The 24988-nt window shown below is 63.0% G+C and carries 25 protein-coding genes, 7 tRNA genes and 1 riboswitch; of the genes, 25 read left to right on the forward strand and 7 right to left on the reverse strand.

From position 1 onward, the window contains the following. The first annotated feature begins 11 nt into the window (after nt 1–11). The 5 genes from astA to astE are packed head-to-tail and all read left to right on the forward strand — an operon-like array spanning nt 12 to nt 5273. Nucleotides 12–1028, forward strand: a complete 1017-nt coding sequence (astA, locus tag RRX38_RS23465) for an arginine N-succinyltransferase (protein ID WP_315960854.1) — start codon at nt 12–14, stop codon at nt 1026–1028. Beyond that, a complete protein-coding gene (gene astD / locus RRX38_RS23470; RefSeq protein ID WP_315962736.1) occupies nt 1025–2494 on the forward strand; it encodes a succinylglutamate-semialdehyde dehydrogenase in 1470 nt (489 codons plus the stop codon). Before astA ends, astD begins: the two co-directional genes overlap by 4 nt. Before the next feature lie 47 nt (nt 2495–2541). Next, nucleotides 2542–3888: an N-succinylarginine dihydrolase gene (gene astB, locus RRX38_RS23475; protein ID WP_315960855.1), complete on the forward strand. Its 1347-nt coding sequence runs from the start codon at nt 2542–2544 to the stop codon at nt 3886–3888. A 56-nt stretch (nt 3889–3944) separates the two neighbouring features. Further along, nucleotides 3945–4229, forward strand: a complete 285-nt coding sequence (locus RRX38_RS23480; protein ID WP_295475910.1) for a topoisomerase II — start codon at nt 3945–3947, stop codon at nt 4227–4229. A gap of 15 nt (nt 4230–4244) precedes the next feature. Then, nucleotides 4245–5273, forward strand: a complete 1029-nt coding sequence (astE, locus tag RRX38_RS23485) for a succinylglutamate desuccinylase (protein WP_315960856.1) — start codon at nt 4245–4247, stop codon at nt 5271–5273. A 6-nt stretch (nt 5274–5279) separates the two neighbouring features. Here the strand turns inward: astE and RRX38_RS23490 are convergent, their stop codons facing one another. Then, a complete protein-coding gene (locus tag RRX38_RS23490) occupies nt 5280–5786 on the reverse strand; it encodes a 6,7-dimethyl-8-ribityllumazine synthase (protein WP_295475914.1) in 507 nt (168 codons plus the stop codon). A gap of 121 nt (nt 5787–5907) precedes the next feature. Beyond that, nucleotides 5908–6059: riboswitch (FMN riboswitch) on the reverse strand. Nucleotides 6060–6170: 111 nt separating this feature from the next. Here RRX38_RS23490 and ltaE point away from each other — a divergent pair. From ltaE to RRX38_RS23540, 10 genes are all read left to right on the forward strand, one after another. Continuing rightward, nucleotides 6171–7175: a low-specificity L-threonine aldolase gene (gene ltaE / locus RRX38_RS23495; protein WP_315962737.1), complete on the forward strand. Its 1005-nt coding sequence runs from the start codon at nt 6171–6173 to the stop codon at nt 7173–7175. 143 nt (nt 7176–7318) lie between these two features. Continuing rightward, nucleotides 7319–9943 carry an alanine--tRNA ligase gene (gene alaS / locus RRX38_RS23500; protein ID WP_315960857.1) on the forward strand — a complete coding sequence of 875 codons (2625 nt, stop codon included), beginning with the start codon at nt 7319–7321 and terminating at the stop codon, nt 9941–9943. A 93-nt stretch (nt 9944–10036) separates the two neighbouring features. Continuing rightward, on the forward strand, nt 10037–11269 hold the full coding sequence (locus RRX38_RS23505) for an aspartate kinase (protein ID WP_295475920.1): 1233 nt from the start codon (nt 10037–10039) through the stop codon (nt 11267–11269). A gap of 181 nt (nt 11270–11450) precedes the next feature. Next, nucleotides 11451–11639 carry a carbon storage regulator CsrA gene (gene csrA, locus RRX38_RS23510; protein WP_002554426.1) on the forward strand — a complete coding sequence of 63 codons (189 nt, stop codon included), beginning with the start codon at nt 11451–11453 and terminating at the stop codon, nt 11637–11639. Between the two features lie 61 nt (nt 11640–11700). Then, nucleotides 11701–11791 (forward strand) — tRNA-Ser (locus RRX38_RS23515). An 89-nt stretch (nt 11792–11880) separates the two neighbouring features. After that, nucleotides 11881–11957, forward strand: a tRNA-Arg gene (locus RRX38_RS23520). A 90-nt stretch (nt 11958–12047) separates the two neighbouring features. After that, nucleotides 12048–12124 (forward strand) — tRNA-Arg (locus tag RRX38_RS23525). Between the two features lie 136 nt (nt 12125–12260). After that, nucleotides 12261–12351 (forward strand) — tRNA-Ser (locus RRX38_RS23530). Nucleotides 12352–12357: 6 nt separating this feature from the next. Then, nucleotides 12358–12434 (forward strand) — tRNA-Arg (locus RRX38_RS23535). A 150-nt stretch (nt 12435–12584) separates the two neighbouring features. Further along, a tRNA-Arg gene (locus RRX38_RS23540) sits at nt 12585–12661 on the forward strand. 48 nt (nt 12662–12709) lie between these two features. Here RRX38_RS23540 and RRX38_RS23545 read toward each other — a convergent pair. Beyond that, nucleotides 12710–13192, reverse strand: a complete 483-nt coding sequence (locus RRX38_RS23545; RefSeq protein WP_315960887.1) for a DUF4124 domain-containing protein — start codon at nt 13190–13192, stop codon at nt 12710–12712. Nucleotides 13193–13516: 324 nt separating this feature from the next. On the opposite strand from RRX38_RS23545, the gene mgtE reads away from it, so the two are divergent. Further along, the gene (mgtE, locus tag RRX38_RS23550; protein ID WP_295476090.1) at nt 13517–14959 is read left to right on the forward strand and encodes a magnesium transporter; all 1443 of its coding nucleotides are present in this window, start codon (nt 13517–13519) and stop codon (nt 14957–14959) included. A gap of 133 nt (nt 14960–15092) precedes the next feature. Here the strand turns inward: mgtE and RRX38_RS23555 are convergent, their stop codons facing one another. The 3 genes from RRX38_RS23555 to RRX38_RS25175 all read right to left on the reverse strand — a co-directional run bounded on the left by RRX38_RS23555 (nt 15093) and on the right by RRX38_RS25175 (nt 16518). After that, on the reverse strand, nt 15093–15419 hold the full coding sequence (locus tag RRX38_RS23555) for an Arc family DNA-binding protein (RefSeq protein ID WP_315960888.1): 327 nt from the start codon (nt 15417–15419) through the stop codon (nt 15093–15095). A gap of 432 nt (nt 15420–15851) precedes the next feature. Beyond that, a complete protein-coding gene (locus RRX38_RS23560) occupies nt 15852–16037 on the reverse strand; it encodes a PA3371 family protein (RefSeq protein ID WP_315960889.1) in 186 nt (61 codons plus the stop codon). 37 nt (nt 16038–16074) lie between these two features. Further along, nucleotides 16075–16518, reverse strand: a complete 444-nt coding sequence (locus tag RRX38_RS25175; RefSeq protein WP_410524851.1) for a hypothetical protein — start codon at nt 16516–16518, stop codon at nt 16075–16077. A 140-nt stretch (nt 16519–16658) separates the two neighbouring features. Between RRX38_RS25175 and RRX38_RS23570 the strand changes: the two genes are divergently transcribed. After that, nucleotides 16659–16730: transfer RNA gene (locus tag RRX38_RS23570), tRNA-Arg, on the forward strand. Between the two features lie 192 nt (nt 16731–16922). Continuing rightward, the gene (locus RRX38_RS23575; protein WP_315960890.1) at nt 16923–17192 is read left to right on the forward strand and encodes a DUF1652 domain-containing protein; all 270 of its coding nucleotides are present in this window, start codon (nt 16923–16925) and stop codon (nt 17190–17192) included. A 41-nt stretch (nt 17193–17233) separates the two neighbouring features. On the opposite strand, the gene RRX38_RS23580 is transcribed toward RRX38_RS23575, so the two are convergent. Further along, the gene (locus RRX38_RS23580) at nt 17234–18208 is read right to left on the reverse strand and encodes a LysR family transcriptional regulator (RefSeq protein ID WP_295476098.1); all 975 of its coding nucleotides are present in this window, start codon (nt 18206–18208) and stop codon (nt 17234–17236) included. Between the two features lie 157 nt (nt 18209–18365). Here RRX38_RS23580 and RRX38_RS23585 point away from each other — a divergent pair, with 157 nt between their 5' ends. From RRX38_RS23585 to RRX38_RS23605, 5 genes are all read left to right on the forward strand, one after another. Beyond that, nucleotides 18366–19673, forward strand: coding sequence for an MFS transporter (locus tag RRX38_RS23585; RefSeq protein WP_315960891.1), 1308 nt, complete (start codon nt 18366–18368; stop codon nt 19671–19673). Continuing rightward, nucleotides 19673–20428: a class II aldolase/adducin family protein gene (locus RRX38_RS23590; RefSeq protein ID WP_315960892.1), complete on the forward strand. Its 756-nt coding sequence runs from the start codon at nt 19673–19675 to the stop codon at nt 20426–20428. Before RRX38_RS23585 ends, RRX38_RS23590 begins: the two co-directional genes overlap by 1 nt. 2 nt (nt 20429–20430) lie before the next feature. Then, nucleotides 20431–21363 (forward strand): glyoxylate/hydroxypyruvate reductase A, encoded by a 933-nt coding sequence (locus RRX38_RS23595; RefSeq protein ID WP_315960893.1) that lies wholly within the window; start codon nt 20431–20433, stop codon nt 21361–21363. A gap of 41 nt (nt 21364–21404) precedes the next feature. Further along, nucleotides 21405–22424, forward strand: coding sequence for a histone deacetylase family protein (locus RRX38_RS23600; protein WP_315960894.1), 1020 nt, complete (start codon nt 21405–21407; stop codon nt 22422–22424). Nucleotides 22425–22519: 95 nt separating this feature from the next. Next, nucleotides 22520–22909 carry a hypothetical protein gene (locus RRX38_RS23605; protein WP_315960895.1) on the forward strand — a complete coding sequence of 130 codons (390 nt, stop codon included), beginning with the start codon at nt 22520–22522 and terminating at the stop codon, nt 22907–22909. A 33-nt stretch (nt 22910–22942) separates the two neighbouring features. Here the strand turns inward: RRX38_RS23605 and RRX38_RS23610 are convergent, their stop codons facing one another. Next, the gene (locus tag RRX38_RS23610; RefSeq protein WP_295476108.1) at nt 22943–24166 is read right to left on the reverse strand and encodes a zinc-dependent alcohol dehydrogenase; all 1224 of its coding nucleotides are present in this window, start codon (nt 24164–24166) and stop codon (nt 22943–22945) included. 49 nt (nt 24167–24215) lie between these two features. Here RRX38_RS23610 and RRX38_RS23615 point away from each other — a divergent pair, with 49 nt between their 5' ends. Both RRX38_RS23615 and RRX38_RS23620 read left to right on the forward strand, forming a co-directional pair. Beyond that, entirely contained in the window at nt 24216–24365 is a 150-nt protein-coding gene (locus RRX38_RS23615) for a hypothetical protein (RefSeq protein WP_315960896.1), read from the forward strand. A gap of 8 nt (nt 24366–24373) precedes the next feature. Beyond that, nucleotides 24374–24901 (forward strand): ferritin-like domain-containing protein, encoded by a 528-nt coding sequence (locus tag RRX38_RS23620; RefSeq protein WP_315960897.1) that lies wholly within the window; start codon nt 24374–24376, stop codon nt 24899–24901. The last annotated feature ends 87 nt before the right edge of the window (nt 24902–24988 follow it).

A 24988-nucleotide genomic window follows, 5' to 3' on the forward strand; every position in this document is an offset into this window, starting at 1 on the left:
GAGGAGAAGAGATGATCGTTCGTTCCGTACGCAGCAGTGACCTGCCCGCGCTGATCGACCTGGCGCGCAGCACCGGCGCCGGCCTGACGACCCTGCCAGCCAATGAGCAGCGCCTGACCCACCGGGTCGGCTGGGCGGAAAAAAGCTTTCGCGGCGAGGCCGAGCGCGCCGACTCCGACTACCTGTTCGTTCTCGAGGACGACGATGGGCGGGTCATCGGCATTTCTGCCATCGCCGGTGCCGTGGGGCTGCGCGAGCCCTGGTACAACTACCGGGTGGGGCTGACGGTCAACGCTTCGCAGGAGCTGAACATCTACCGCGAGATTCCCACGCTGTTCCTGGCCAACGACCTGACCGGCAATTCCGAGCTGTGCTCGCTGTTCCTGCACGCCGATTCGCGCACAGGCCTCAATGGCCGTCTGCTGTCCAAGGCGCGCATGCTGTTCATCGCCGAATTCCCGCAGTTGTTCGGACCGAAGATCATCGCCGAGATGCGCGGCATCTCCGATGCTCATGGCCGTTCGCCATTCTGGGAAAGCCTGGGGCGGCACTTCTTCAAGATGGAATTCAGCCAGGCCGACTACCTGACCGGCGTGGGCAACAAGGCGTTCATCGCCGAGCTGATGCCCAAGTTTCCGCTGTACACCTGCTTCCTGTCCGATGATGCGCGCAACGTCATTGGCCGCGTGCACGCCGAGACCGAGCCGGCGCTGACCATGCTCAAGAGCGAAGGCTTCACCTACCAGGGCTATGTCGACATCTTCGACGCCGGGCCGGCCATCGAGTGCGAGACCAACAAGATTCGCGCCGTGCGCGACAGCCAGGCGCTGGTGCTGTCGATCGGCACCGCCGGTGACGAAGCGCCGCTGTACCTCATTCATAACCGCAAACGCGAAGACTGCCGCATTACCGTGGGGCGTGCGCGGTCGGTGGCCGGCACCCTGGTGGTCGACCCGGCCACGGCCCGGCGCCTGCGCATGGGGCCGGGTGACAACGTGCGCGCCGTGCCGCTGTCGGCGGGTGCCTGATGAACGGCCTGTACATCGACGGCGTCTGGTTGCAGGGGCAAGGCGAGGCCTTCGCTTCACGCAACCCGGTCAGCCAGCAGGTGGTCTGGTCCGGCCAGGCGGCCACGGCGGCGCAGGTGGACCAGGCGCTGCAGGCGGCACGTCGGGCCTTCGCCGGCTGGGCTGTGCGTCCGCTGCAGGCACGCATCGATCTGCTGCAGGCCTTTGCCGCTTGCCTGAAGCAGCGGGCCGATGAACTGGCCCGCCGTATCGGTGAGGAAACCGGCAAGCCGCTATGGGAAGCTGCGACCGAAGTCACCAGCATGATCAACAAGGTGGCCATTTCGATCCAGAGCTACGGCGAGCGTACCGGGGAGAAGAGCGGGCCGCTGGGCGATGCAACGGCGGTGCTGCGGCACAAGCCGCATGGCGTGGTGGCGGTGTTCGGCCCCTACAATTTTCCTGGCCACCTGCCCAACGGGCATATCGTCCCGGCGTTGCTGGCCGGCAATACCGTGGTGTTCAAGCCCAGCGAGCTGACCCCTGGCGTGGCCGAACTGACTCTGCAGTGCTGGGCCGAGGCCGGCCTGCCCGCCGGCGTACTCAACCTGCTGCAAGGTGGGCGCGACACCGGCAAGGCGCTGGCGGCGCACCCGGGTATCGATGGCCTGTTCTTCACCGGTTCCAGCCACACTGGCCAGGCCCTGCATCGCCAGTTCGGCGGCCAGCCGCAGAAGATCCTGGCCCTGGAAATGGGCGGCAATAACCCCCTGCTGGTCGATGAGGTGCAGGACGTCGATGCGGCGGTGTACACGGTGATCCAGTCGGCGTTTCTCTCTGCCGGCCAGCGCTGCACCTGCGCGCGTCGGCTACTGGTGCCGCGCGGCGCCTGGGGTGATGCCTTTCTGGCGCGTCTGGTGCAGGTCAGCGGCAGCTTGCGGGTGGGCGCCTTCGACAGCACGCCGGCGCCGTTCATGGGCGCGGTGATTTCCCTGGCAGCTGCCGAGGCGCTGCTGCAGGCCCAGGCGCAACTGCTTGCCGAGGGCGCCACGCCGCTGTTGGCCATGACCCGTATACAGGACGGCACCGCCTTGCTCAGCCCGGGCATCATCGATGTCACTGCCGTGGCTCAGCGCCCTGACCAGGAGCTGTTCGGCCCGTTGCTGCAAGTGATCCGCCACGCCGATTTCGCCTCGGCCATGGCCGAGGCCAACGCCACGCAGTACGGCCTGGCCGCCGGGCTGCTGTCCGACAGCGAGGCGTTGTACCGCGATTTTTGGCTGCAGAGCCGCGCCGGTATCGTCAACTGGAACAAACCCCTGACCGGTGCCGCCAGCAGTGCGCCGTTCGGTGGGGTAGGGGCGTCGGGCAATCACCGCGCCAGTGCCTATTACGCCGCCGACTACTGCGCCTGGCCGGTGGCGTCGCTGGAAAGCCCGGCGCTGGGCTTGCCGGCCAGCCTGTCGCCAGGCGTCTGCCTGGGCTGAGCCAGGCGTGTTGCAGCATAAGAAAACAGAGCCGTGGAGCCGTGCCGATGAAAACCCGTGAAGTCAATTTTGACGGCCTGGTAGGCCCGACCCACAACTATGGCGGCTTGTCCTACGGCAACGTCGCTTCGCAGAACAACGGCCAGCTCAGCTCCAACCCGCGCGAGGCTGCCTTGCAGGGCCTGGCGAAGATGAAGGCGCTGATGGACCTGGGCTTCACCCAGGGGGTCATCGCCCCACAGGAGCGCCCGGACGTCGCCAGCCTGCGCCGTCTGGGCTTTACCGGCAGCGACGCGCAGGTCATCGAGAAGGCGGCGCGCCAAGACATGCCGCTGCTGGCTGCCAGTTGCTCGGCTTCCAGCATGTGGGTGGCCAATGCCGCGACGGTCAGCCCCAGTGCCGACACCGGCGATGGCCGCGTGCATTTCACGGCCGCCAATCTCAACTGCAAGTACCACCGCAGCCTGGAGCACCCCACGACCAGCCGCCTGTTGCAGACGATGTTCAGTGACCCCCGTCACTTTGCCCATCACCCGGCATTGCCGGACGTCGCGCAGTTCGGTGACGAGGGCGCGGCGAACCACAGCCGCCTGTGCCGGGATCATGGCCAGCCGGGGGTGGAGTTCTTCGTCTACGGTCGCAGCGCCTTCGACACCCGCTATCCGGCCCCGCAGCGCTACCCGGCGCGCCAGACCCTGGAGGCCTCTCGCGCCGTGGCCCGCCTGCATGGCCTGAGCGACGACCGCGTAGTGTTCGCCCAGCAGAATCCGGCGGTGATCGACCAGGGGGTGTTCCACAACGACGTGATCGCCGTGGCCAACGCCCAGGTGCTGTTCCACCATGAAGACGCCTTCCTCAATGGGCCGGCGGTGCTGGGCGAGTTGCAGGACAAGCTGGCGCGGGTCGGCGCCAGCCTGCAGGCCATCGCCGTGCCGCGCGCCGAGGTTGGCGTCGAGGATGCGGTGCGCTCGTACCTGTTCAACAGCCAGCTACTCAGCCGTGACGACGGCTCCATGCTGCTGGTGGTGCCGCAGGAGTGCCAGGCCAACCAGAAGGTCTGGTGTTACCTGCAGGGCCTGCTGGCCAGCGGCGGGCCGATTCGTCAGGTACGGGTTTTCGATCTCAAGCAGAGCATGCGCAACGGGGGTGGCCCGGCCTGCCTGCGCCTGCGCGTGGCCCTCACCGAGGCGGAGCTGGCGGCAGTCAACCCGGCGGTGCTGCTTGACGATGCGCTCTACCAGGCGCTCACCGGTTGGGTGGTTCGGCATTACCGCGACCGCATGCATGAAGAGGACCTGGCCGACCCGCAATTGCTCATCGAATGCCGCACGGCATTGGACGAGCTGACGCAAATCCTTAAACTGGGCGCCGTTTATCCGTTTCAAACAGACTGACCTTCGCGGCGCAGCTGGCTGCGCCCGCCTTATCAAAATGCCTGGAGCACCGGAACATGAGCGACGCCCTGCAGTTGATCCTTGAAGACGCCGATGGCAGCACCCGCACGGTTTCCAGCTCGCGGCTGGCCGTGGTCTGGCAAGGCAAGGAAGTGTGGATCCAGCACGACGGCCGTGGCCAGCTGCTGATCGGGGTCGATGTCGAGGAAGGTGACACCGAATACGCCAACCTGCTGCTGCGGCCCCTGGCGACCAACCTGATGAGCCTTCAGTTGGAGATGGAACCCGCCGATCTTGAGGAAGAAGACGGTCACGTCCATGGACCGGACTGCAATCACTAAGACAGGGAAACGCCTATGCTGGCCCTCGGTAAGCTGCTTGACCTGACCCTAGCCGGCCGTGAGCCGGCGGAAAAGACTCAACTGACCGTCGGCGGCGTGCGTATGCGCTGGCTGGGCGAGGGCGCCTTGGAAGTGCGCCCACCCCAGGGCGGCGACAACGGCCTGGACCTGCTGCTGTCGGCCGGTATCCACGGTAACGAGACCGCGCCCATCGAGTTGCTCGACGAGCTGATTCGCGGCATCGCCCGGGGTGAACTCAAGCCCCGCGCGCGCATTCTCTTTCTGTTCGGCAATCCCGAGGCGATGCGTCGCGGGGTGCGGTATGTCGAACAGGACGTCAACCGCTTGTTCAATGGCCTGCATGAACAGAGCGGCGGTGTCGAGGCGTTGCGCGCCTGTGAGCTGGAGCGCCTGGCCGCCAGCTTTTTCAGCCTGGCGGAGCGCTACCGCCTGCACTATGACCTGCATACCGCCCTGCGTGGTTCGAAGATCGAGCAGTTCGCCCTGTGCCCCTTCAAGGAAGGCCGACCCACCTCCCGCCACGAGCTGGCCTGTCTGCGAGCGGCCGGCATCCGCGCGGCGCTGCTGCAAAGCAAGCCTTCGTCGGTGTTCAGCGCCTATACCCGTGACAAGCTGGATGCCGAAGCCTTCACCCTGGAACTGGGCAAGGCCCGGCCGTTCGGGCAGAACCAGCAGGTCGACCTGTCGGCATTGCGCACGCGGCTGGTCCAGATGATCGAAGGGCGTGAGCCGGAGAACGAGGATGACAGCCTGGAGGGCCTGCAGCTGTTCAGCGTCGCCCAGGAACTGATCAAGCGAAGCGATAGCTTCGTGCTGCATCTGGCCGGTGATGTGGAGAACTTCTCCGAACTGGAAAAAGGCTTTCTGTTGGCCGAGGACGGCGCCACGCGCTGGGTGGTGGAGCAGGAAGGCACGCGGATCATCTTCCCCAACCCTCGGGTCGCCAACGGGTTGCGGGCGGGGATCCTGATTGTCCCGGCAGGCGAGGATGCCCTGCAGGCGCGGGTCACGCCTGCAGGGTGATGCCGATCAGCTGGCCGCTTTCTGCGGGGTGCTGAGGTGGTGCAGCTGGCGGACCTTGGCCAGGGTGTCGGCGCAGGTGCGCGCGGCTTCCTGGCCCTTGTGCACGAAGTGCTCGAAGAAGAATTTCTGGTGCTCTTCGCCGGCGTGGAAGTGGTGCGGGGTGAGCACCACCGAGAATACCGGGGTGCGGGTTTCCAGCTGCACCTGCATCAGGCCGCTGATCACCGACTGGGCCACGAACTCATGGCGGTAGATACCGCCGTCGACCACCAGGCCTGCCGCGACGATGCCGGCGTAGCGGCCGCTTTCGGCCAGCAGCTTGGCATGCAGCGGGATTTCGAAGGCACCGCCGACCTCGAAGAAGTCGATGTCCTGCTCGCTGTAGCCCAGACGGGTGATTTCCGCGACGAAGCCCTGGCGGCTCTGGTCGACGATTTCCTTGTGCCAGCAGGCCTGGATGAAGGCGATGCGCTCGCCGGCGTGGCTCTTGCTGCCGATGGAAGTGGGTTGCACGTGTTCTGACTCCTGTTTATGAATAAAACAGGGCGTTTGGATCGAAGGGGATACTGGCTGCGTAGGAAAACATCTAGGGCCTGCGGCCTTCGCGGAAGCTTTTCCGTATACGATCGACACATCCCGTTCTCTCTTCATCCGGACTATGACCGTCGGCCCCGGAATCGCACCGGGTCTGCTGACCTTCAGGCACGGGTGCCTGAAGCGCTCGCGGGCTAGGCGCGTTGCGCCATTACCGCCGGTGGGGACTTGCACCCCGCCCTGAGAACGTTGCCGGCCCTTTTGACGGGCGGCGCAGGTTTTTTATCACAGTTGCGGACAACATGCTTGGACACTTTGGTAGGGTGTCCAGTCATTTGCTTATAAGCAGTCAGTTCAGGGAGTCTGACAGTGATCGATTTGCGCAGCGATACCGTGACCCAGCCCACTGCCGGCATGCTCCAGGCCATGACCCGGGCACCGCTGGGTGACGATGTGTACGGCGAAGATCCGACGGTCAATCGCCTGCAGGCGGTACTGGCCGAGCGCCTGGGTTTCGAGGCGGCGCTGTTCGTGCCGTCCGGCACCATGAGCAACCTGCTCGGGCTGATGGCGCATTGCGAGCGCGGTGACGAATACATCGTCGGCCAGCAGGCCCACACGTACAAGTACGAGGGCGGCGGTGCTGCCGTGCTCGGCTCGATCCAGCCGCAGCCGCTGGATCACCAGGCCGATGGCTCGCTGGACCTGGAGCAGGTGCGAGCGGCGATCAAGCCCGATGACTTCCACTTCGCCCGTACCCGCCTGCTGGCCCTGGAAAACACCATGCAGGGCAAAGTGTTGCCGCTGGAATACCTGGCTGCAGCCCGACAGCTGACTCACGAACAGGGCCTGGGCCATTACCTCGACGGCGCGCGGCTGTACAACGCAGCGGTGAAACTGAGCGTCGAAGCACAGCAGATCACCCGGCATTTCGACTCGGTTTCAGTATGTCTGTCCAAGGGGCTGGGCGCGCCGGTCGGGTCGGTGCTATGCGGCAGCCGCGAACTGATTGGCAAGGCGGCGCGGCTGCGCAAGATGCTCGGCGGCGGGATGCGCCAGGCCGGGGTGCTGGCTGCGGCCGGGCTGTATGCCCTGGACCATCAGGTCGAGCGCCTGGCCGAGGATCATGCCGCTGCCCAGCGTCTGGGCGAGGGGCTGCGTCGGCTGGGCTACGCCGTGGAGCCGGTGCAGACCAACATGGTCTACGTGCAGGCAGGCGAGCGGGTGGCCGCGCTCAAGGCCTTCTGCGCTGCGCGCGGGGTGGCCATCAATGCCGCGCCGCGCCTGCGCCTGGTTACACACCTGGACGTTTCGGCGGCACAGGTCGAGCAGGTGCTGGAAATCTTCGCCGCCTTCCTGAACACCTAGGCGACCGATAATCCAGTGAATCGTCTCTATCGTACAAACACACTGTACCGGGGACGCAACGCCTATATAATGCGGCCCTTTGCCGTCGTTACGTCATCGCGACGTTCGGATGGGCCTGGCTGCAGTCTCCGTGGAAGAACCAAATGAAAAGCGCAGAAATCCGTGAAGCCTTCCTGAGCTTCTTCGAAGAGCAAGGCCACACCCGTGTAGCCTCCAGCTCCCTGATCCCGGGCAACGACCCGACCCTGCTGTTCACCAACGCCGGCATGAACCAGTTCAAGGACTGCTTCCTGGGCCAGGAAAAACGTGCCTATACCCGCGCCGTGACCAGCCAGAAATGCGTGCGCGCCGGTGGCAAGCACAACGACCTGGAAAACGTCGGCTACACCGCCCGTCACCACACCTTCTTCGAAATGCTGGGCAACTTCAGCTTTGGTGACTACTTCAAGCGCGATGCCATCACCTTCGCCTGGACCTTCCTGACCTCCGAGAAGTGGCTGAACCTGCCCAAGGACAAGCTGTGGGTGACGGTCTACGCCACCGACGACGAGGCCTACGACATCTGGACCAAGGAAGTCGGTGTACCCGCCGAGCGTATGGTGCGCATCGGTGACAACAAGGGCGCTCCGTACGCTTCCGACAACTTCTGGACCATGGGCGATACCGGCCCGTGCGGCCCATGCACCGAGATCTTCTTCGACCACGGTCCGGACATCTGGGGTGGCCCGCCCGGCTCGCCCGAGGAAGACGGCGACCGCTACATCGAGATCTGGAACAACGTCTTCATGCAGTTCAACCGCACCGCCGATGGCGTCCTGCATCCGCTGCCAGCGCCGTCGGTCGACACCGGCATGGGGCTGGAGCGAGTCAGTGCGGTGCTGCAGCACGTGCACTCCAACTACGAGATCGACCTGTTCCAGAACCTGCTGGCGGCCTCGGCGCAAGCCATCGGCTGTGGCAATGAGGGCCAGGCGTCGCTGAAAGTGGTGGCCGACCATATCCGTTCCTGCGGCTTCCTGATCGCTGATGGCGTACTGCCGTCCAACGAAGGTCGTGGCTACGTGCTGCGCCGCATCATTCGTCGCGCCTGCCGCCACGGCAACAAGCTGGGCGCCAAGGGCAGTTTCTTCCACAAGATCGTCGCCGCACTGGTCGCCGAGATGGGCCAGGCCTATCCGGAGCTGGTGCAGCAGCAAGCGCACATCGAGCGCGTGCTCAAGGCCGAGGAAGAGCAGTTCGCCAAGACCCTCGACCAGGGCCTGAAGATCCTCGAGCAGGATCTGGCCGAGCTGAAAGGCAGCGTGGTGCCGGGCGAAGTCATCTTCAAGCTGTACGACACCTACGGCTTCCCGATGGACCTCACCGGGGACATCGCCCGTGAGCGCGAGCTGACCCTCGACGAGGCCGGCTTCGAGCGCGAGATGGAAGCCCAGCGTGAGCGCGCTCGTTCTGCCAGTGCCTTCGGCATGGACTACAACAGCCTGGTCAAGGTCGACGTAGCCACCGAGTTCACCGGTTACGCCGCGACCAGCGGTGCGGCCAAGGTGGTGGCGCTGTACAAGGACGGCCAGTCGGTCAGCCAGCTGAACGAAGGCGAGGAGGGCGTCGTGGTGCTCGACACCACGCCCTTCTATGCCGAGTCCGGTGGCCAGATCGGCGACAGCGGCTACCTGCAGGCCGGCGCCGTGCGCTTCGACGTGCGTGACACCACCAAGACCGGCGGCGCCTTCCTGCACCACGGCGTCGTCGCCGCAGGCAGCCTTAGCGTCGGCACCGAAGTGCAGACCCAGGTGGCAGCCGAAGTACGCCAGGCCACTTCGCTGAACCACTCGGCCACCCACCTGTTGCACGAGGCCCTGCGCCGCGTGCTGGGCGACCACGTGCAGCAGAAGGGCTCGCTGGTCGACAGCCAGCGCCTGCGTTTCGACTTCAGCCACTTCGAGGCGATCAAGCCCGAGCAGCTGCGTGCCCTGGAAGACATGGTCAATGCCGAGGTGCGCAAGAACACCCCGGTACAGACCGAACTCACCGACATCGAGACCGCCAAGGCCAAAGGCGCCATGGCCCTGTTCGGTGAGAAGTACGGCGACACCGTGCGCGTACTGACCATGGGCGGTGACTTCTCCGTCGAGCTGTGCGGCGGTATCCATGCCGAACGCACCGGCGACATCGCGCTGTTCAAGATCGTCAGCGAAGGCGGCGTGGCCTCCGGCGTGCGGCGTATCGAGGCGGTGACCGGCGAAGCCGCGCTGAACTGGGTCAATGCGGCCGAAGATCAGCTCAAGGAAGCGGCCAGCCTGATCAAGGGCAACCGCGACAACCTGCTGGACAAGCTGTCGGCGGTGCTCGAGCGCAACCGCCAGCTGGAAAAACAACTGGAACAATTGCAGGCCAAGGCGGCCAGCGCAGCGGGCGACGATCTGTCGGGCCAGGCGCTGGATGTCAAGGGTGTGAAGGTCCTGGCCGCGCGCCTGGATGGTCAGGACGGCAAGGCGCTGCTGGCGCTGGTCGACCAGTTGAAGAACAAGCTCGGCCGCGCAGTGATCCTGCTCGGCGGGGTTCAGGAAGACAAGGTCGTACTGGTCGCAGGCGTGACCAAGGACCTGACTGGCCAACTCAAAGCCGGTGATCTGATGAAGCAGGCCGCCGCTGCCGTAGGTGGCAAGGGCGGTGGCCGTCCCGACATGGCCCAGGGTGGCGGTGTCGATGCCAGCGCTCTCGATGCGGCGCTGGCACTGACCATTCCTTTCGTGGAACAGGGTATCTGATCCGTGGCGCCGGGCCCGCTGCCTGTCGGCAGGCCCGGTGCGGATCTGAATGTTTAACGGGTGCCCTTTACAGGGCTCTGAGGCGGCTTTGAGATGGCTTTGATCGTACAGAAATTTGGCGGCACCTCCGTCGGTTCCATCGAGCGTATCGAGCAGGTGGCCGAAAAGGTAAAGAAATTCCGCGAGGGCGGTGACGACCTGGTGGTCGTTCTGTCGGCCATGAGCGGTGAGACCAACCGTCTGATCGAGCTGGCCAAGCAGATCACCGATCAGCCAGTGCCACGCGAGCTGGACGTGATCGTCTCCACCGGCGAGCAGGTGACCATCGGCCTGCTGGCCATGGCGCTGATCAAGCGGGGCGTCCCGGCGGTGTCCTACACCGGCAACCAGGTGCGCATCCTCACCGACAGCGCGCACACCAAGGCGCGCATCCTGGACATCGACGACCAGAAGATCCGCGCCGACCTGAAAGCCGGTCGGGTGGTCGTGGTCGCCGGCTTCCAGGGGGTCGACGAGAGCGGCAACATCACCACACTGGGCCGTGGCGGCTCGGACACCACCGGTGTAGCCCTGGCGGCGGCCCTGAAGGCCGATGAATGCCAGATCTACACCGATGTGGACGGTGTCTACACCACCGACCCGCGTGTCGTGCAGCAGGCCCGTCGCCTGGAGAAGATCACCTTCGAAGAGATGCTGGAAATGGCCAGCCTCGGTTCCAAGGTGCTGCAGATCCGCTCGGTGGAGTTCGCCGGCAAGTACAACGTCCCGCTGCGCGTCCTGCACAGCTTCAAGGAGGGTCCAGGCACCCTCATTACCATTGATGAAGAGGAATCCATGGAACAGCCGATCATTTCCGGCATCGCCTTCAACCGCGATGAAGCCAAGCTGACGATCCGTGGTGTGCCGGACACTCCGGGCGTGGCCTTCAAGATTCTCGGCCCGGTGAGTGCCGCGAACATCGAAGTCGACATGATCGTGCAGAATGTCTCGCACGATAACACCACGGACTTCACCTTCACCGTGCACCGCAACGACTACCAGTCTGCCCTGCAGATCCTGGAGAACATCGCGCGTGACATCGGTGCTCGCGAAGCCGGTGGCGACACCAAGATCGCCAAGGTGTCCATCGTCGGCGTCGGCATGCGCTCGCACGCCGGTGTCGCCAGCCGCATGTTCGAAGCGCTGGCCAAGGAAAGCATCAACATCCAGATGATCTCGACTTCGGAAATCAAGGTGTCCGTCGTGATCGAAGAGAAGTACCTGGAGCTGGCCGTGCGCGCACTGCACACAGCCTTCGAACTGGACGCTCCTCGCCAGGGAGAATGAGTCATTTTGTGCCAAGGCGCGGATAATCCGCGCCTTTTGTTTTCTGATCTGCGCACAAAGACTGTTCTTTTCGTTGCGTTAGTCAATACTCAGGCTTGGCTGGTGGCCATTCGGTCTCCGGCTCGTGCCTCGTGGTTTTTCAGACTGTTGTCCCTGAATGTATTGCGTGAGGAGGTAGGTAATGCTGATTCTGACTCGTCGGTGCGCAGAGAGCCTGATCATTGGTGATGGCGAAATCACCGTGACGGTGCTGGGCGTCAAGGGTAACCAGGTACGCATCGGTGTGAACGCGCCCAAGGAAGTCGCGGTTCACCGCGAGGAAATCTACCTGCGTATCAAGAAAGAGAAGGATGAGGAACCAAGCCATTAATTTATTTGGAATTTTTGTTTGCAAACGGGAAAAAGCGTAGTTATTATACGCCCCGTGTTGCGGAGAGCTGGCCGAGTGGCCGAAGGCGCTCCCCTGCTAAGGGAGTACACCTCAAAAGGGTGTCGGGGGTTCGAATCCCCCGTTCTCCGCCATTATTCAAGGCTCGTTGAACGTGGCTTTCCGGTAAAGAAAGCGCTTTACAAATCGATTCGACGACCTAAAATGCGCAACACCCAAATACGCACTCGTAGCTCAGCTGGATAGAGTACTCGGCTACGAACCGAGCGGTCACAGGTTCGAATCCTGTCGAGTGCGCCATTTCAAGATCCTTAGCTGTCATCGGCAAGCCGTATGAAGGTTGGGTGATCTGATACAACCAGCGGTAGGTCTGGTATAAAACCTCCATACGCACTCGTAGCTCAGCTGGATAGAGTACTCGGCTACGAACCGAGCGGTCACAGGTTCGAATCCTGTCGAGTGCGCCATATAGGGAAAGCCCATGTCGAAAGACATGGGCTTTCTGCTTTCTGCCGGACTGGTTCTGTAATGGCTGGCAGGCCGTTGAATTCAAAAAGTTTTTGCATGCGGCAGGCGAGGCGATTATCATACGCGCCTTGTTGCGGAGAGCTGGCCGAGTGGCCGAAGGCGCTCCCCTGCTAAGGGAGTACACCTCAAAAGGGTGTCGGGGGTTCGAATCCCCCGTTCTCCGCCATAACACGCACTCGTAGCTCAGCTGGATAGAGTACTCGGCTACGAACCGAGCGGTCACAGGTTCGAATCCTGTCGAGTGCGCCATACCTGACAAGCCCGTATCAAACGATACGGGCTTTGTCTTTTTGCCAGTGCTGAATTTCAGAAGTTGTCTTTCTTCGCATAAGTGATTGAATTATTTGAAAAAAGATCTTTACAAGCTACTGAATTAGCCTATAATGCGCCCCACGAAACGCACTCGTAGCTCAGCTGGATAGAGTACTCGGCTACGAACCGAGCGGTCACAGGTTCGAATCCTGTCGAGTGCGCCATACGTCAAAAAGCCCGTATCGCCTGATACGGGCTTTTTGTTTTGCGTTTCATTTACCTTTCACGCAGCCTTGCGGGTCGAAACTGACCTGATTGCTGCGGCCATTCTTCTGCGCATAGTGATAGCGCAGCTCACCATTGCGCTGGGTGATCCGGTCTGGGCGCCCCAGCAGATTCTCGACATCGCTGCGGGTCATGCCAGGTGGTGTGCGCCGATCGATGATCGCCAGGCGCCGCTGCTCGGGGCTCAGGCGATTGCCGCAGCCGTCGTCGCGCTGTCCGACGACCACGATCTCCTTTTGCCGCTTCGACGGATAGGCGTCGTAGCGCTCGGGCAGCTGTTCGGGTGTCACGCTGCCGGGCAATGGGTTATAGGCATCCACCGTGCGCGAAGCCTGCCGGCCGTCGCAGCCCAGCGAGGTGAAGGTAACGTGCCCGGCGGCATCTTCGCAGCGCTGGATGGTGCCGGCATGGCCGGTGACGGGCAGGCAGAGCAGGGTGCTCAGCAGGGCGGGGTGCATAAGGTGGCGCATCGTCGAGTCCTCCATGGCGATCGGCGCGTCCAGCCTAGATTCGAACAGGGGCGTCGGCGAGCGTGTTTTCTTGGCTGGATGTGACGTCGTAGCAATACTGACTCGTACGATTGTTAGCTTTGTGCTGCAAGCATCTGTTCTTGCCCGAATTTTCACACGTGCTATCCGGTCAAAGCGGTGTATCATTGCGCCCGTCAGCCCCGCCGGGGCTTGTGGAATACCTCCATGGACTTACCCAGTAGTTACTTGACACCCGTTTTCAGCAATCTAGCTCTACCTGATTGATCTCCCGGCGTGCCCCGCTGCTGGGAGTGGAGTTCGCCTATGACCGAAAGAGAAGTAAAGAAAACGCAGGAAAGCCTGCAGGACCGCCTGGCCCAGGTCGTTGACCTGCTGCATCGCCAGCGCCTGGTCGAAGACCTGACCCACCGTCAGGAGGGCCAGCACCAGGATCGTGTGGAAAACCTGGTTCACCGGCAGAACCTGGTCGAGCTGCAGCGCAAGCTCGATGACCTGCACTCCGCCGACGTCGCCTATATTCTCGAAGCTCTGCCGCTGGAAGACCGTCTGACCGTCTGGCAGCTGGTCAAGGCCGAGCGCGATGGCGATATTCTCCTGGAAGTATCCGACGCGGTCCGGGAAACCCTGATCGCCGACATGGATGACCACGAGCTGCTGGCGGCGGCCAAGGAAATGGACGCCGACGAACTGGCGGACCTGGCCCCCGAGCTGCCTCGCGACGTCGTCCATGAGCTCATGGAAGCCCTGGACGTCCAGCAACGCGAGCGTGTGCGCTCGGCATTGTCCTATGACGAGGAACAGGTCGGCGCCCTGATGGACTTCCAGATGGTCACCATCCGTGAGGATGTGAGCCTGGAAGTGGTCTTGCGTTACCTGCGTCGCCTCAAGGAACTGCCCAGCCATACCGACAAGCTGTTCGTGGTCGACCATGATGGCGTGCTCAAAGGCGTGCTGCCGATCAAGCGCCTGCTGGTCAACGACCCCGACAAGCAGGTGGCCGAGGTCATGGCCGATGATCCGGTGACGTTCCATCCCGAAGAGGACGCCTACGATGCGGCCCAGGCGTTCGAGCGTTACGACCTGATTTCCTCGCCTGTCGTCGACAAGAACGGCAAGCTCATCGGCCGTCTTACCATCGACGAGATGGTCGACCTGATTCGTGAAGAAAGCGAAAGCGAAGTGCGCAGCATGGCCGGTCTGCGTGAGGACGAAGATATCTTCGCCTCGGTGTGGCGCTCACTGCGTAACCGTTGGTCCTGGCTGGCGATCAACCTGATCACCGCCTTCCTGGCTTCGCGGGTGATCGGCCTGTTCGAAGGTTCCATCGAAAAGCTGGTGGCACTGGCGGCCCTGATGCCTATCGTGGCGGGCATAGGTGGCAACTCGGGCAACCAGACCATCACCATGATTGTCCGGGCCATGGCCCTGGACCAGGTCAACACGGGGAATACCGCGCGGCTGTTGCGCAAGGAACTGGTCGTGGCGCTGCTCAATGGCCTGATCTGGGGCGGAGTGATCGGCGCCGTGGCCTATGTGCTGTACGACAGCTGGTCGCTGGGCGTGGTGATGACCGCGGCGATGACCCTCAATCTGCTGCTGGCGGCCTTCATGGGCGTCATCATCCCGATGGGGCTGGCGCGGGTTGGCAAGGACCCGGCCATGGGTGCCAGTGTGATGATCACGGCGATGACCGACAGCGGCGGCTTTTTCATCTTCCTCGGATTGGCCACTGTCTTTCTGCTTTGACGTGCTGATTGGTCGACATAAAAAAACCGCCTTAATTGGCGGTTTTTTATTGAAGCTGATTCTTACAACAATAAAAGAAAAGGACTACAAGAAAAAAGCCAGCACTAGGCTGGCTCCAGGTACTGCTTGCCGCTTACGACTCTTCGGTCGCAAGTTCGGTATCGTGAGCGATCAACGACACCAAGGCGTTCTGTTGACGATGGGAAAGTTGACGGAAACGTTGAAGCAGCTCGCGCTCATTCAGGGTCAGCTCAGGGCTGTCGATGCGTACCGCCGGCTCATCGCCGAAGGCCGCTTCCTGCAGCAGACTCTGTTCAAGCCGCGCGATGATTTCCGAGTTCATGCTGCGGTGGTGGTTTTTAGCTACCTCTTGGACACGGTTACGCATGCCATCAGGTAGGCGGACGACGAACTTGTCAGCCGTACGGCTGGAATAAGTAGCCTGTTTCATAGGGCTCATATATTTAACCGGTTAGTTCAGGGAAAGCGGTTCTAGCAAGTGGCCGCAAGTTGTCTTTGTGTGACAGCACTTTTGGCTAAATGTTCAACCGCGCTATCAAGGGGTCAGCATCATGCCCCAAGACGCCGGATCTTTGGCGCCAAATCTGTGACAAATATTGACTCAGATAAAGGCGTATGGCCAGCACCAATTATCAGAATTGCGAAGGAATTTGCATAGGGCCGATTCCATGCTCCGACAGGATGCCGATCGCCTGACTGCTTTTTGCCATCATGGCTATCTGTATTCAGAGCGTAGAAGGTTACGGCGTGGAATACGAACCTGCTCCGACAAACGTACGTAGCAAGCGGGGAAGGGGGGGCGTCAGCGACGGCTACCGGCAGATGCCTGCACGCCGTACGACCGCCGACTGAAGGGGTGAGTCGTCTGGGTCTAGCGCAGAACAGGATCGAACTTGATGCGCCGGCCCACGACCAGCGCGCCGACGAACAGGCTGGCGAATACGCCGACGGCTATCTTGGCCATCAGGTTGCCTTCTACGGCCTGAGCGGGCAGCAGCAGATCGACGGCAACGGACATCACGGTAAGGATCAGGAACGACAGTGCGGATTTGGACATGGCGACTCTCTCGTTGATCAAGGTTCTACGAGGCGTTTCAGAATACCCAGCGTTGTGTCGCACTGCCGGTCGCCTGGGGCATCTGTTGCGCGTCATTGGTCAGCATAGCCGGGTTGGCAGGTCTTTCCGCCATGATCGCCAGTTGAGGAACCTGGTGCACACCGGTCTGCACCTGAACCTGTTGCACGGGCTGAGCGGGACTTTGCAGAAAATGAAAGGCCACCAGAGCAACCAGGGTCGCGGCGTTCAGTGTGGTGAGGATCATGTTCATTTTCTTGTCCCTGCCCGGAAATGAGAAAGAAAGGGTGTATTGGCAGATAGACATATTGCAGTCTGCATGCCAAATCAAAATCCATAAAAAAACCTTTGAAATCAACAGCTTGAATTGTTTAAGCGGCAGGTGGCTCATGCGTTTTGCAATAATGGCCTTTTGCTGAATTGCAATTTGCACGATCCCTGATGGAACCAAAGCGAAATGCATGGGTCAGGCCCTTGCCGCTGGCCTTGCATCGCGCGGGGAAAGAGCCTAAGCCTCAGGCAGGCCTGAACCTTTTGCTAAATGCTTGTTTTTGCGTAGAATGCCCAGCACCTGATGCCTCGCATCGGGCCTTCTTGCGTTGCGTCCTCTTAGTTCAATGGATAGAACGAGCCCCTCCTAAGGGCTAGATGCAGGTTCGATTCCTGCAGGGGACACATCCTCTCTTCCTGATCCATCCTTCAGGTTTCCCAAGGCCGTTGCCTTGGCTCATCGACCTTCCTGCGTATCGACCTTCCTGTAGGCCAGCCCTGCCGTTCATGCGTCGACCGCCTGGCTGATTCACGGAACGATTTTCGCGGCGTTTTTTCCACTGCATGCAGGCCAATGACTGGCCACGGAGAATAGCCATGATGTCGCAACTTGAATTACGCCAGATCATTGAATCCGGCTTTCTGCCTACCCGTTGCGTATGCAGCATCGGTGTCAATCACCTGATGACGATCAGCCTTTACCACCCCGATCGCGTGCAACCGGCGTTCGTGGCCCATAACCTGAATGCGGCCGAGTTGACGACCTCCCGCGCCATCTCCAGCCTGGTGCACGAACTCAGGCAGGAATATTCGCGACAGGCCAAAAACATCATGGAGGAGCGTCATCAGCGCCAGGTGTCTGCCTGACTTCAAGCGCGTGGTCCCGGCTGCCGGTCGGGACCGCAGATTCAAAAGCGTTCGCCCAGCTCGGTGGTCAGCAGCATGTGTTCGAAGCGCTCTAGGAAGAGGGCTTCGGCCTGGGTATGTTTCTGCTCCCGATTCCACAACAGATAGACATTCACATCGCTGACGCCATCCCCCGGCGGCAGGCGCCACATCTTGCCGGCCTGCACATCGGCCGCGACGATGTGCTCGGGCAGGCAGCCAATGCCGAACCCGCAATCCACCAGGCGCAGAATTTCGTCCAGGCTGGCCGATGAGGCCACGATCCGCCCGGTAAAGCCCTGCTGGTCGCGAAACACGGTCAGCGGCGACAGATTCCCGCCCAACTGGTCGCTGGTGAAACTCACGAAGTTCTCGCTTTGCAGGTCTGCCAGATTGAGGTGCTTGCGACCGAACAGCCGGTGTCTGCGACCGCAGAAGAAGGCGTAGCGCTGTTGCAGCACCAACCGCTGTTCCAGGCGCGGCTGCGGCGTACGGCACAGGCTCAGGCCGAACGAGGCGGTTTTCTGCAGCAGTGCGCTGATCACGTCCGAGCTGCGCAGCACGTCCACTTCCAGTTCGACCTGGGGATAGTCCTGATGGAAGCGGGCCAGGAAGTCGTCGTAGCAGCGTGACTGAATACGGCTGATGCTCAGCAGATGCACCCTGCCAGTCACCGTCTCGGCGGGCTCTTCCAGGGCCGGGCCCAGGCGTGACACCGTGCCGTAAAGCTCGGCAGCGATCTGCAGGACCTCCTGGCCAGCACTCGACAGGCTGATACGTGGACCACGGCGGATCACCAGCGACACCTGCAACTGTTCTTCAAGCCTTTTCAGCGCCTGGCTGATGGCCGGCTGGCTCAAGTGAAGGCGCGCGGCCGCGCGGCTCAGGCTGCCTTCCTGGCCGATCACCAGGAAAGTGCGTAGCAGGTTCCAGTCCAGGCGGTCGTTGAGAAAACGCCGAGCTTCGGGGGAGCGCAGGCCAGAGGAGGGAACGGTCATTATTGTCGCTGCTTATACTGAACTATTCGGATTAGAAGCTTTGCCTAGCATAGGCATTGGCGCATGATCCAGCAACGCACCGTCAGAGTGCCCATGCCTTGCCGCACCACCGCTTTTTCTCCTGCCTATAACAACGACCCTTCAGGAGCCTGCGAAGATGAGCCAGACCTCAACGCCCAGACGCGCCGCCGCAGCTGCCTTTATCGGCACCACCATCGAGTTCTACGACTTTTATATCTACGCCTTCGCGGCCGCACTGGTGCTCGGGCAACTGTTCTTTCCCAGCGACAACCCGACGCTCAGCACCATGGCCGCGTTCGGCAGCTTTGCCGTGGGGTTCATCGCCCGCCCGTTTGCCGGCATGGTGTTCGGCCATCTGGGCGACCGCCTGGGACGCAAGAAGATGCTGCTGTTCACCATGGCGCTGATGGGCCTGGCGACGACGTGCATCGGTTTGTTGCCAACCTATGCCCAGGCCGGGATCTGGGGGCCGGCGGGGCTGGTGCTGCTGCGCCTGCTGCAAGGCATTTCGGTCGGTGGCGAGTGGGGCGGTGCGGTGTTGATGGCCAGCGAGCACGCGCCCAAGGGGCGCAAGGTGTTCTTCGCTTCATTCGCCCAGTGGGGCAGTCCGGCCGGTCTGCTGCTGGCGCTGATCGCCTTTCGCGTGATCAGTGAGATGGACCAGGAAGCGTTGCTCAGCTGGGGCTGGCGCATTCCGTTTCTGCTCAGCGGGGTGTTGATGATGGTCGGCCTGGCCATTCGCTTCGGCGTGCCGGAGTCGCCGGAGTTCACCGAGGTGCGTGAGCGTGACAAGACGGCGCGCTTTCCGGTAATGGAGGTGCTGCGTGGCTACTGGAAACAGATCCTGTTTGCGGCGTCGGCGGTCACCATCGGTTCGGCGGGGTTCTTCTTCACCAACACCTTCATGATTACCTACGTGACCCAGTACCTGGGCATTGCCAAGACCACCATCCTCGATTGCCTGTTCGTTGTCACGGTCCTGCAATTCATCTCGCAGCCCTGCTCGGCGCTGCTCTCCGAGCGGGTCGGCGAAGGGCGTTTCCTGAAGTGGGTGGCGGCGCTGTGCATACTGGCGCCTTATCCGATGTTCCTGCTGGTGCAGACCGGCAATCTGGTCTACATGACCGCCGGTATCGCCCTGGCCGTCGTGCTGCTGGCGGCCCTCTACGCCGTGATCGCCGGCTACATGGCCGAAGCCTTTCCGGCCCAGGTGCGCTATTCCGGCATTTCCATCGCCTACCAGCTCGGCAGCGCCGTGACCGGGGGCACCACTCCCATGCTTGGCACCTTCATCGCCGGTCAGTACACCGGCCAGTGGTGGCCATTGGCGATTTTCTTCAGCGTCCTGGCGCTGATGTCGCTGGTTGGCGTGCTCGGCCTGTCCCACCTGCGCGGCGCCGCTGCACCGCGTGTTGCCCTGTCTACCTCCGAAGGAGCTGCCTGATGACCCGGCCTACCGCCATGCCCGAAGCCGAATGGCAGGCCCGCTGCGACCTCGCGGCGCTGTACCGGCTGATTGCCTATTACCGCATGACCGACCTGATCGACACCCATATCACCCTGCGCGTACCGGGGCCGGAAGGGCATTTTCTGATCAATCGCTATGGCGTGGCCTTCGAGAAAATGCGCGCCAGCGACCTGGTACGCATCGACCTGAACGGCCAGGTGGTCGAGGCCGACTACAACCACGGGCCGGTGAATGCCGCCGGTTTCGTCATCCACTCGGCGATTCACGCGGCACGCCCCGACCTGCACTGCATCATCCACACCCATACCGCTGCCGGCATGGCGGTGGCGGCGCAGCGCGACGGCCTGCTGCCGCTGACCCAGCACGCGCTCAAGTTCTACGGCCGACTGGCTTATCACACCTATGAAGGCATCGCTCTGTCGCTGGATGAACGCGAGCGTCTGGTCTCCGATCTGGGCCGCTACAAGGCGATGATCCTGCGCAACCATGGCTTGCTCGCCGCCGGTGGCAGCGTGGCCGAAGCCTTCCACGAGATCTACTTCCTGGAGCGCGCCTGCCAGGCGCAGATCCAGGCCATGTCGGCCGGTGTGGCGCTGAACTTCCCGAGTGAAGAGGTGTGCCGACACACCGCCGAGCAGTTCGGCCGTGATGGCATCGACGGCATCATCGACCTGGCCTGGCGCGCGGCGCTGAGCCTGATCGAAGAACAACGCATGCAGTGGTGCAGCTGATCATGACGGCCATCGTATTGCTTTGCCAGGACCCGGCACTCGGCGATTGGCTGGCCGGCCTGTTCGCCCGTCACGCCCCGCACTTGCAGGTGTTGCGTGCGCATGAGCCGCAGGCGCGCCAGGCTCAGGTGGCGGTGTGCTGGTTCCCGCCGGCCGGCAGCCTGGCCGAGCTGCCGAACCTGCGCCTGATCCATTCGATCGGCGCAGGCGTCGATCACCTGGCCCAGTACCCGTCCCGCGACCCGCAGGTGCCGGTATGCCGGGTCGTCGATCCGGACCATATCCACGGCATGAGCGAGTACGTGCACTGGGGCGTGCTGCATTTCCATCGTGGTTTCGACCAGGTGCTGGCCGGGCGCGTCGACCAGCGCTGGCAGCGCCCGGTGCAGCGCCAGGCCCGGGATTATCGCGTGGGTGTCATGGGCCTGGGCGCCATTGGCGCTCCGGTCGCGCAGCGCCTGGCGACGGCAGGCTATGCGGTACGCGGTTGGGCCCGTGCGCCCCGGCACATCGACGGGGTGCAGAGCTTCGCCGGTAGTGAAGGGCGGGCGGCGTTTCTCGATGGGCTCGACCTGCTGGTCAACCTGCTGCCGCTCACCGCAGCGACCCATGGCCTGCTCGACCGGCAGGTCTTTGCCTGCCTGGCGCCTGGTGCGGCACTGATCAATGCCGGGCGTGGCCAGCACGTCAATGAAGCCGACCTGCAGGCCGCGCTGGCCGCCGGGCAGCTGCGCGGAGCCTTGCTGGATGTCTTCGAGCGTGAGCCGCTGCCCGCTGATGCCGCGCTGTGGCACACGCCGGGTGTGTGGGTAACACCGCACATGGCTTCGGCAGCTTCCGATGCCTGCATCGCCAGCCAGGTGGCCGCCAACGTCGGGCGGCTGGAAGCCGGGCTGGCACTGAACAACCGGGTCGATCCCGAACTGGGTTACTGAACGGCGGACCACACGTGCCGCCCTGCAAGACGAGGTCATGCATGAAAGCCTTTTTCCACCCCAAGCAACGCCTGCATCACCCGCGCTCCTACCTGTCCCGTGGGCAGATGCGCGAGCCTCAGGAAATCCCCGCACGCATCGACCCCTTGCTGGCGATGGTCGAGCGCCTGGGCTATCCGCTGGTCGAACCTGCCGACCAGGGCATTGCGCCGCTCGCCGCCGTACACAGCCAGGCTTATCTCGATTACCTGCGCAGTGCCTACCAGGAGTGGCACGCCGTGCCGGAAGACTGGGGCGACGAGGTGATGTCGAACATCTTCATCCGCGAGAACAATCCGCTGCGCGGCATCCTCGGCAAGACGGCACGCTATCTGGCCGATGGCAGCTGCCCGATTGGCGCCCACACCTGGGAAGCGGCCTACTGGTCCGCGCAGAGTTCCATCGCTGCAGCCCAGGCGGTCGCCGATGGAGAACCGGCGGCCTACGCCCTGTGCCGCCCGCCTGGCCATCATGCGCGGGCCGAGGCGGCGGGCGGCTTCTGCTTCCTCAACAACGCGGCGATTGCCGCACAGCAGCTCAGGTCGCGCTTCGCCAGGGTCGCGATTCTCGACACTGACATGCATCACGGCCAGGGCATCCAGGAAATCTTCTACGAGCGCGATGACGTGCTGTACGTGTCGATCCACGGTGACCCCACCAATTTCTACCCGGTGGTCGCCGGCTTCGATGACGAGCGCGGCCAAGGGCGTGGCGAGGGCTTCAACCTCAACCTGCCGATGCCCCACGGCGCCAGCGAAGAAGACTTCTTTGCGTGCCTGGCCCAGGCGGAAACCGCGCTGCGCGACTTCGCCCCCGAGGTGCTGGTGCTGTCACTGGGCTTCGACATCTACGAGAACGACCCGCAGTCCAAGGTCGCCGTCAGTCATGCCGGCTTCCAGCGGCTTGGTGAGCGCATTCGCGCGCTGGGCCTGCCGTGCGTCATCGTTCAGGAGGGCGGTTACGACATCGCCACCCTCGACGAGAACGCCCAGCGCTTCTTCAAGGGCCTGGCAGGTCACTGACCGAACGCCGACATGGTCGGGTGAGCGCGTTCAGGCTATCTTCTGCGACATGCCCGGTGTGAGCGACACAGGGAGATATCTGCCAGGAGAGCGAAATGAAGTCCGTCACCACCGCCATTGCGGCCACCCTCGCCATTGCGTGCATGGCGCAGGCGCACGCCGCCTCGGTATACAAGGGGTTGTTCACGGATGGTCAGTCCCGGGTGCTGATGACTCTGCAACTGGAACCGTCGGCCAAGCCCGGCGAGCGGGCGGGGCAACTGCGCATGGCCGAGCCGTGGATGTGCCAGCTGCAGCTGCGCGCGACGGACGGCTACGGCCAGGCGCGCCGTTACGTCTTTGCCGGTGTCGGCGCGGGACGTTGCGATCGCCTGTCGCAAGGCCACCTGAGCGTCGAAGTCGACGGTGACAATGCGGCCGTGCGGGTGTTCGACGCGAAGGGGGCCGAGCGCTACAGCGCCGACCTGATCGAGATCCGTTCCTGAGCGCCTGGTCCCGGCCCATCGGGCACCTTCAGCTCAGACAGCCTGGGCGCCACCTAGAGAGTCATCCACCGGCAGGGGGTTGGACACCCGACCGGGGGTGAGGATCACCTTGCGGCAGTCCTGCTCCTTGCGATCGAACAGCCGGTAGCCCAGGGCGGCGTCCTCCAGCGACAGGCGATGGCTGATGATGGCCTCCGGGCGCAGTCGGCCTGCCTCTATGTGGCCCAGCAGCTCGGGCATGTATTTCTGGACATGGGTCTGGCCCATCCGGAAGGTCAGGCCCTTGTCGAAGGCGTCGCCGAACAGAAAGCCGTGGATGAAGCCGGCATACACGCCTGGCACGCTCACCACGCCGCCACGTCGTACCGTGGCGATGCACTGGCGCAGCGCTTTGCCGCTGCTGCCTTCGAGCTTGAGGGTGGCCAGTACTGTCTCGGTGGTGCTGCCCTTGGCCTCGAAGCCCACCGCATCGATCACCGCATCCACGCCGCGCAGGCCGGGGGTCTGGCGAATGATGGTGTCGGCCGGGTCGTCGTCCTCGGCGAAATTCACCGGTATCACGCCATAGACCTGCTGGGCGTAAGCCAGCCGGTACGGGTGATGGTCGACCATGAACAACCGCTCGACCCCCAGCATGCGCGCGCAGGCCGCGCACATCAGGCCGACGGGGCCTGCGCCGTAGATCGCCAGGCTGGAACCGGGCCCCACGCCACTGTTAAGGACCGCCTGCCAGCCGGTGGGCAGGATGTCGGAAAGAAACAGCACCTGCTCGTCGTCCAGCACGCTCGGCACCTTGATCGGGCCGACATTGGCCTTGGGCACCCGCACATATTCGGCCTGTCCGCCGGGCACGCCACCGTACAGGTGGCTGTAGCCGAACAGCGCCGCCGCTGGCGGAATGGATTTGCGGTTGAGGATCGCACCGCGCCCGCTGTTGGTGGTCTCGCAGGCGGCGTATTGCTCCAGCTTGCAGAAGAAGCAGTCGCCGCAGGCGATGACGAAGGGGATCACCACCCGGTCGCCGCGTTGCAGGCGGGTCACCGCCGGGCCGGTTTCTTCGACGATGCCCATGAACTCGTGGCCGAAGATATCGCCATGGGCAACCGACGGTACTTTGCCGTGGTACAGGTGCAGGTCTGACCCGCAGATGGCCGTGGCAGTGACACGCAGAATGAGGTCGTCGTCGTCCTGCAAGGTCGGGTCGGGCACATCCTCGACCTTGACGTGGTAGGCACCTTGATAGGTCAGCGCTCGCATGGCGTTCCAGCTCCCTTGTGAATGGCCTGTTCAAGCAGAGGAACCCGGCGTGGCAACGATGGTTCAGCCGCGCCCGGAGCCGCTGGACCAACGGACAGGCAGTTCGTCGGCGGGCTGGAGCAAGGCCGGGGTGGTCCCGGTCGATGTTCACGAGGGAGACATGCGCGGTTCCTTCTCCATCCACCACATCGAGCAATGAGGTTCGTGATGAGCAAAGCAAGCGCAAGCAGAAAGACCTTTGACGATCTGTTCGTCCATGAGCTTTCGGACATCTACAGCGCCGAGAAGCAGATCACCCGGGCACTGCCCAAGCTGGCCAGGGCGTCCAGCGATCCGGAGCTGGCCGAGGCCTTCAATTCGCACCTGGAGGAAACCCACGGGCAGATCCAGCGTATCGATCAACTGGTCGAGTCCGCCGGGCTGAAACTCAAACGCATGAAATGCGTGGCCATGGAAGGGTTGATCGAGGAGAGCAAAGAGCTGCTGGATGAAATCGAAAAAGGCCCGATCCTCGATGCCGGGCTGATCGCGGCCTGCCAGAAGGTCGAGCATTACGAAATTGCTGGCTACGGCACCCTGGTGGCCATGGCCCGGCAACTGGGCATGGAGGACGCCGCTTCGCTGCTGGAGGAGACCCTCCAGGAAGAGAAATCCGCCGACGAGAAGCTGACCCGCATCGCCGAGCAGAGTGTCGCCCAGGCGCAGCAGCAGGAGGGGCAGGACGATCAGGCGTAGGAGGCGCTTTCAGCCGCGAAGAGGCCGAGAACCCACAGCCTCTGCGGTGAGCACGAGGTCGCTGCGCGGCTGAAGCCGCTCCTTGTA

The organism is Pseudomonas sp. DTU_2021_1001937_2_SI_NGA_ILE_001 (assembly GCF_032463525.1).
Classification (GTDB): domain Bacteria; phylum Pseudomonadota; class Gammaproteobacteria; order Pseudomonadales; family Pseudomonadaceae; genus Aquipseudomonas.

Bases quoted from the DNA above. Each gene is read 5' to 3' on its own strand.
- RRX38_RS23560 (WP_315960889.1), bottom strand. From the start codon at position 16,037: ATGTCCAAATCCGCACTGTCGTTCCTGATCCTTACCGTGATGTCCGTT.
- RRX38_RS23600 (WP_315960894.1), top strand. From the start codon at position 21,405: ATGAAAGCCTTTTTCCACCCCAAGCAACGCCTGCATCACCCGCGCTCC.
- mgtE (WP_295476090.1), top strand. From the start codon at position 13,517: ATGACCGAAAGAGAAGTAAAGAAAACGCAGGAAAGCCTGCAGGACCGC.
- astA (WP_315960854.1), top strand. From the start codon at position 12: ATGATCGTTCGTTCCGTACGCAGCAGTGACCTGCCCGCGCTGATCGAC.
- alaS (WP_315960857.1), top strand. From the start codon at position 7,319: ATGAAAAGCGCAGAAATCCGTGAAGCCTTCCTGAGCTTCTTCGAAGAG.
- RRX38_RS23580 (WP_295476098.1), bottom strand. From the start codon at position 18,208: ATGACCGTTCCCTCCTCTGGCCTGCGCTCCCCCGAAGCTCGGCGTTTT.
- RRX38_RS23505 (WP_295475920.1), top strand. From the start codon at position 10,037: ATGGCTTTGATCGTACAGAAATTTGGCGGCACCTCCGTCGGTTCCATC.
- RRX38_RS23590 (WP_315960892.1), top strand. From the start codon at position 19,673: ATGACCCGGCCTACCGCCATGCCCGAAGCCGAATGGCAGGCCCGCTGC.
- RRX38_RS23480 (WP_295475910.1), top strand. From the start codon at position 3,945: ATGAGCGACGCCCTGCAGTTGATCCTTGAAGACGCCGATGGCAGCACC.
- RRX38_RS23610 (WP_295476108.1), bottom strand. From the start codon at position 24,166: ATGCGAGCGCTGACCTATCAAGGTGCCTACCACGTCAAGGTCGAGGAT.
- csrA (WP_002554426.1), top strand. From the start codon at position 11,451: ATGCTGATTCTGACTCGTCGGTGCGCAGAGAGCCTGATCATTGGTGAT.
- RRX38_RS23595 (WP_315960893.1), top strand. From the start codon at position 20,431: ATGACGGCCATCGTATTGCTTTGCCAGGACCCGGCACTCGGCGATTGG.
- RRX38_RS23620 (WP_315960897.1), top strand. From the start codon at position 24,374: ATGAGCAAAGCAAGCGCAAGCAGAAAGACCTTTGACGATCTGTTCGTC.
- RRX38_RS23605 (WP_315960895.1), top strand. From the start codon at position 22,520: ATGAAGTCCGTCACCACCGCCATTGCGGCCACCCTCGCCATTGCGTGC.
- RRX38_RS23545 (WP_315960887.1), bottom strand. From the start codon at position 13,192: ATGCGCCACCTTATGCACCCCGCCCTGCTGAGCACCCTGCTCTGCCTG.
- RRX38_RS23575 (WP_315960890.1), top strand. From the start codon at position 16,923: ATGATGTCGCAACTTGAATTACGCCAGATCATTGAATCCGGCTTTCTG.
- astB (WP_315960855.1), top strand. From the start codon at position 2,542: ATGAAAACCCGTGAAGTCAATTTTGACGGCCTGGTAGGCCCGACCCAC.
- astE (WP_315960856.1), top strand. From the start codon at position 4,245: ATGCTGGCCCTCGGTAAGCTGCTTGACCTGACCCTAGCCGGCCGTGAG.
- RRX38_RS23585 (WP_315960891.1), top strand. From the start codon at position 18,366: ATGAGCCAGACCTCAACGCCCAGACGCGCCGCCGCAGCTGCCTTTATC.
- RRX38_RS23555 (WP_315960888.1), bottom strand. From the start codon at position 15,419: ATGAGCCCTATGAAACAGGCTACTTATTCCAGCCGTACGGCTGACAAG.
- RRX38_RS25175 (WP_410524851.1), bottom strand. From the start codon at position 16,518: ATGCATTTCGCTTTGGTTCCATCAGGGATCGTGCAAATTGCAATTCAG.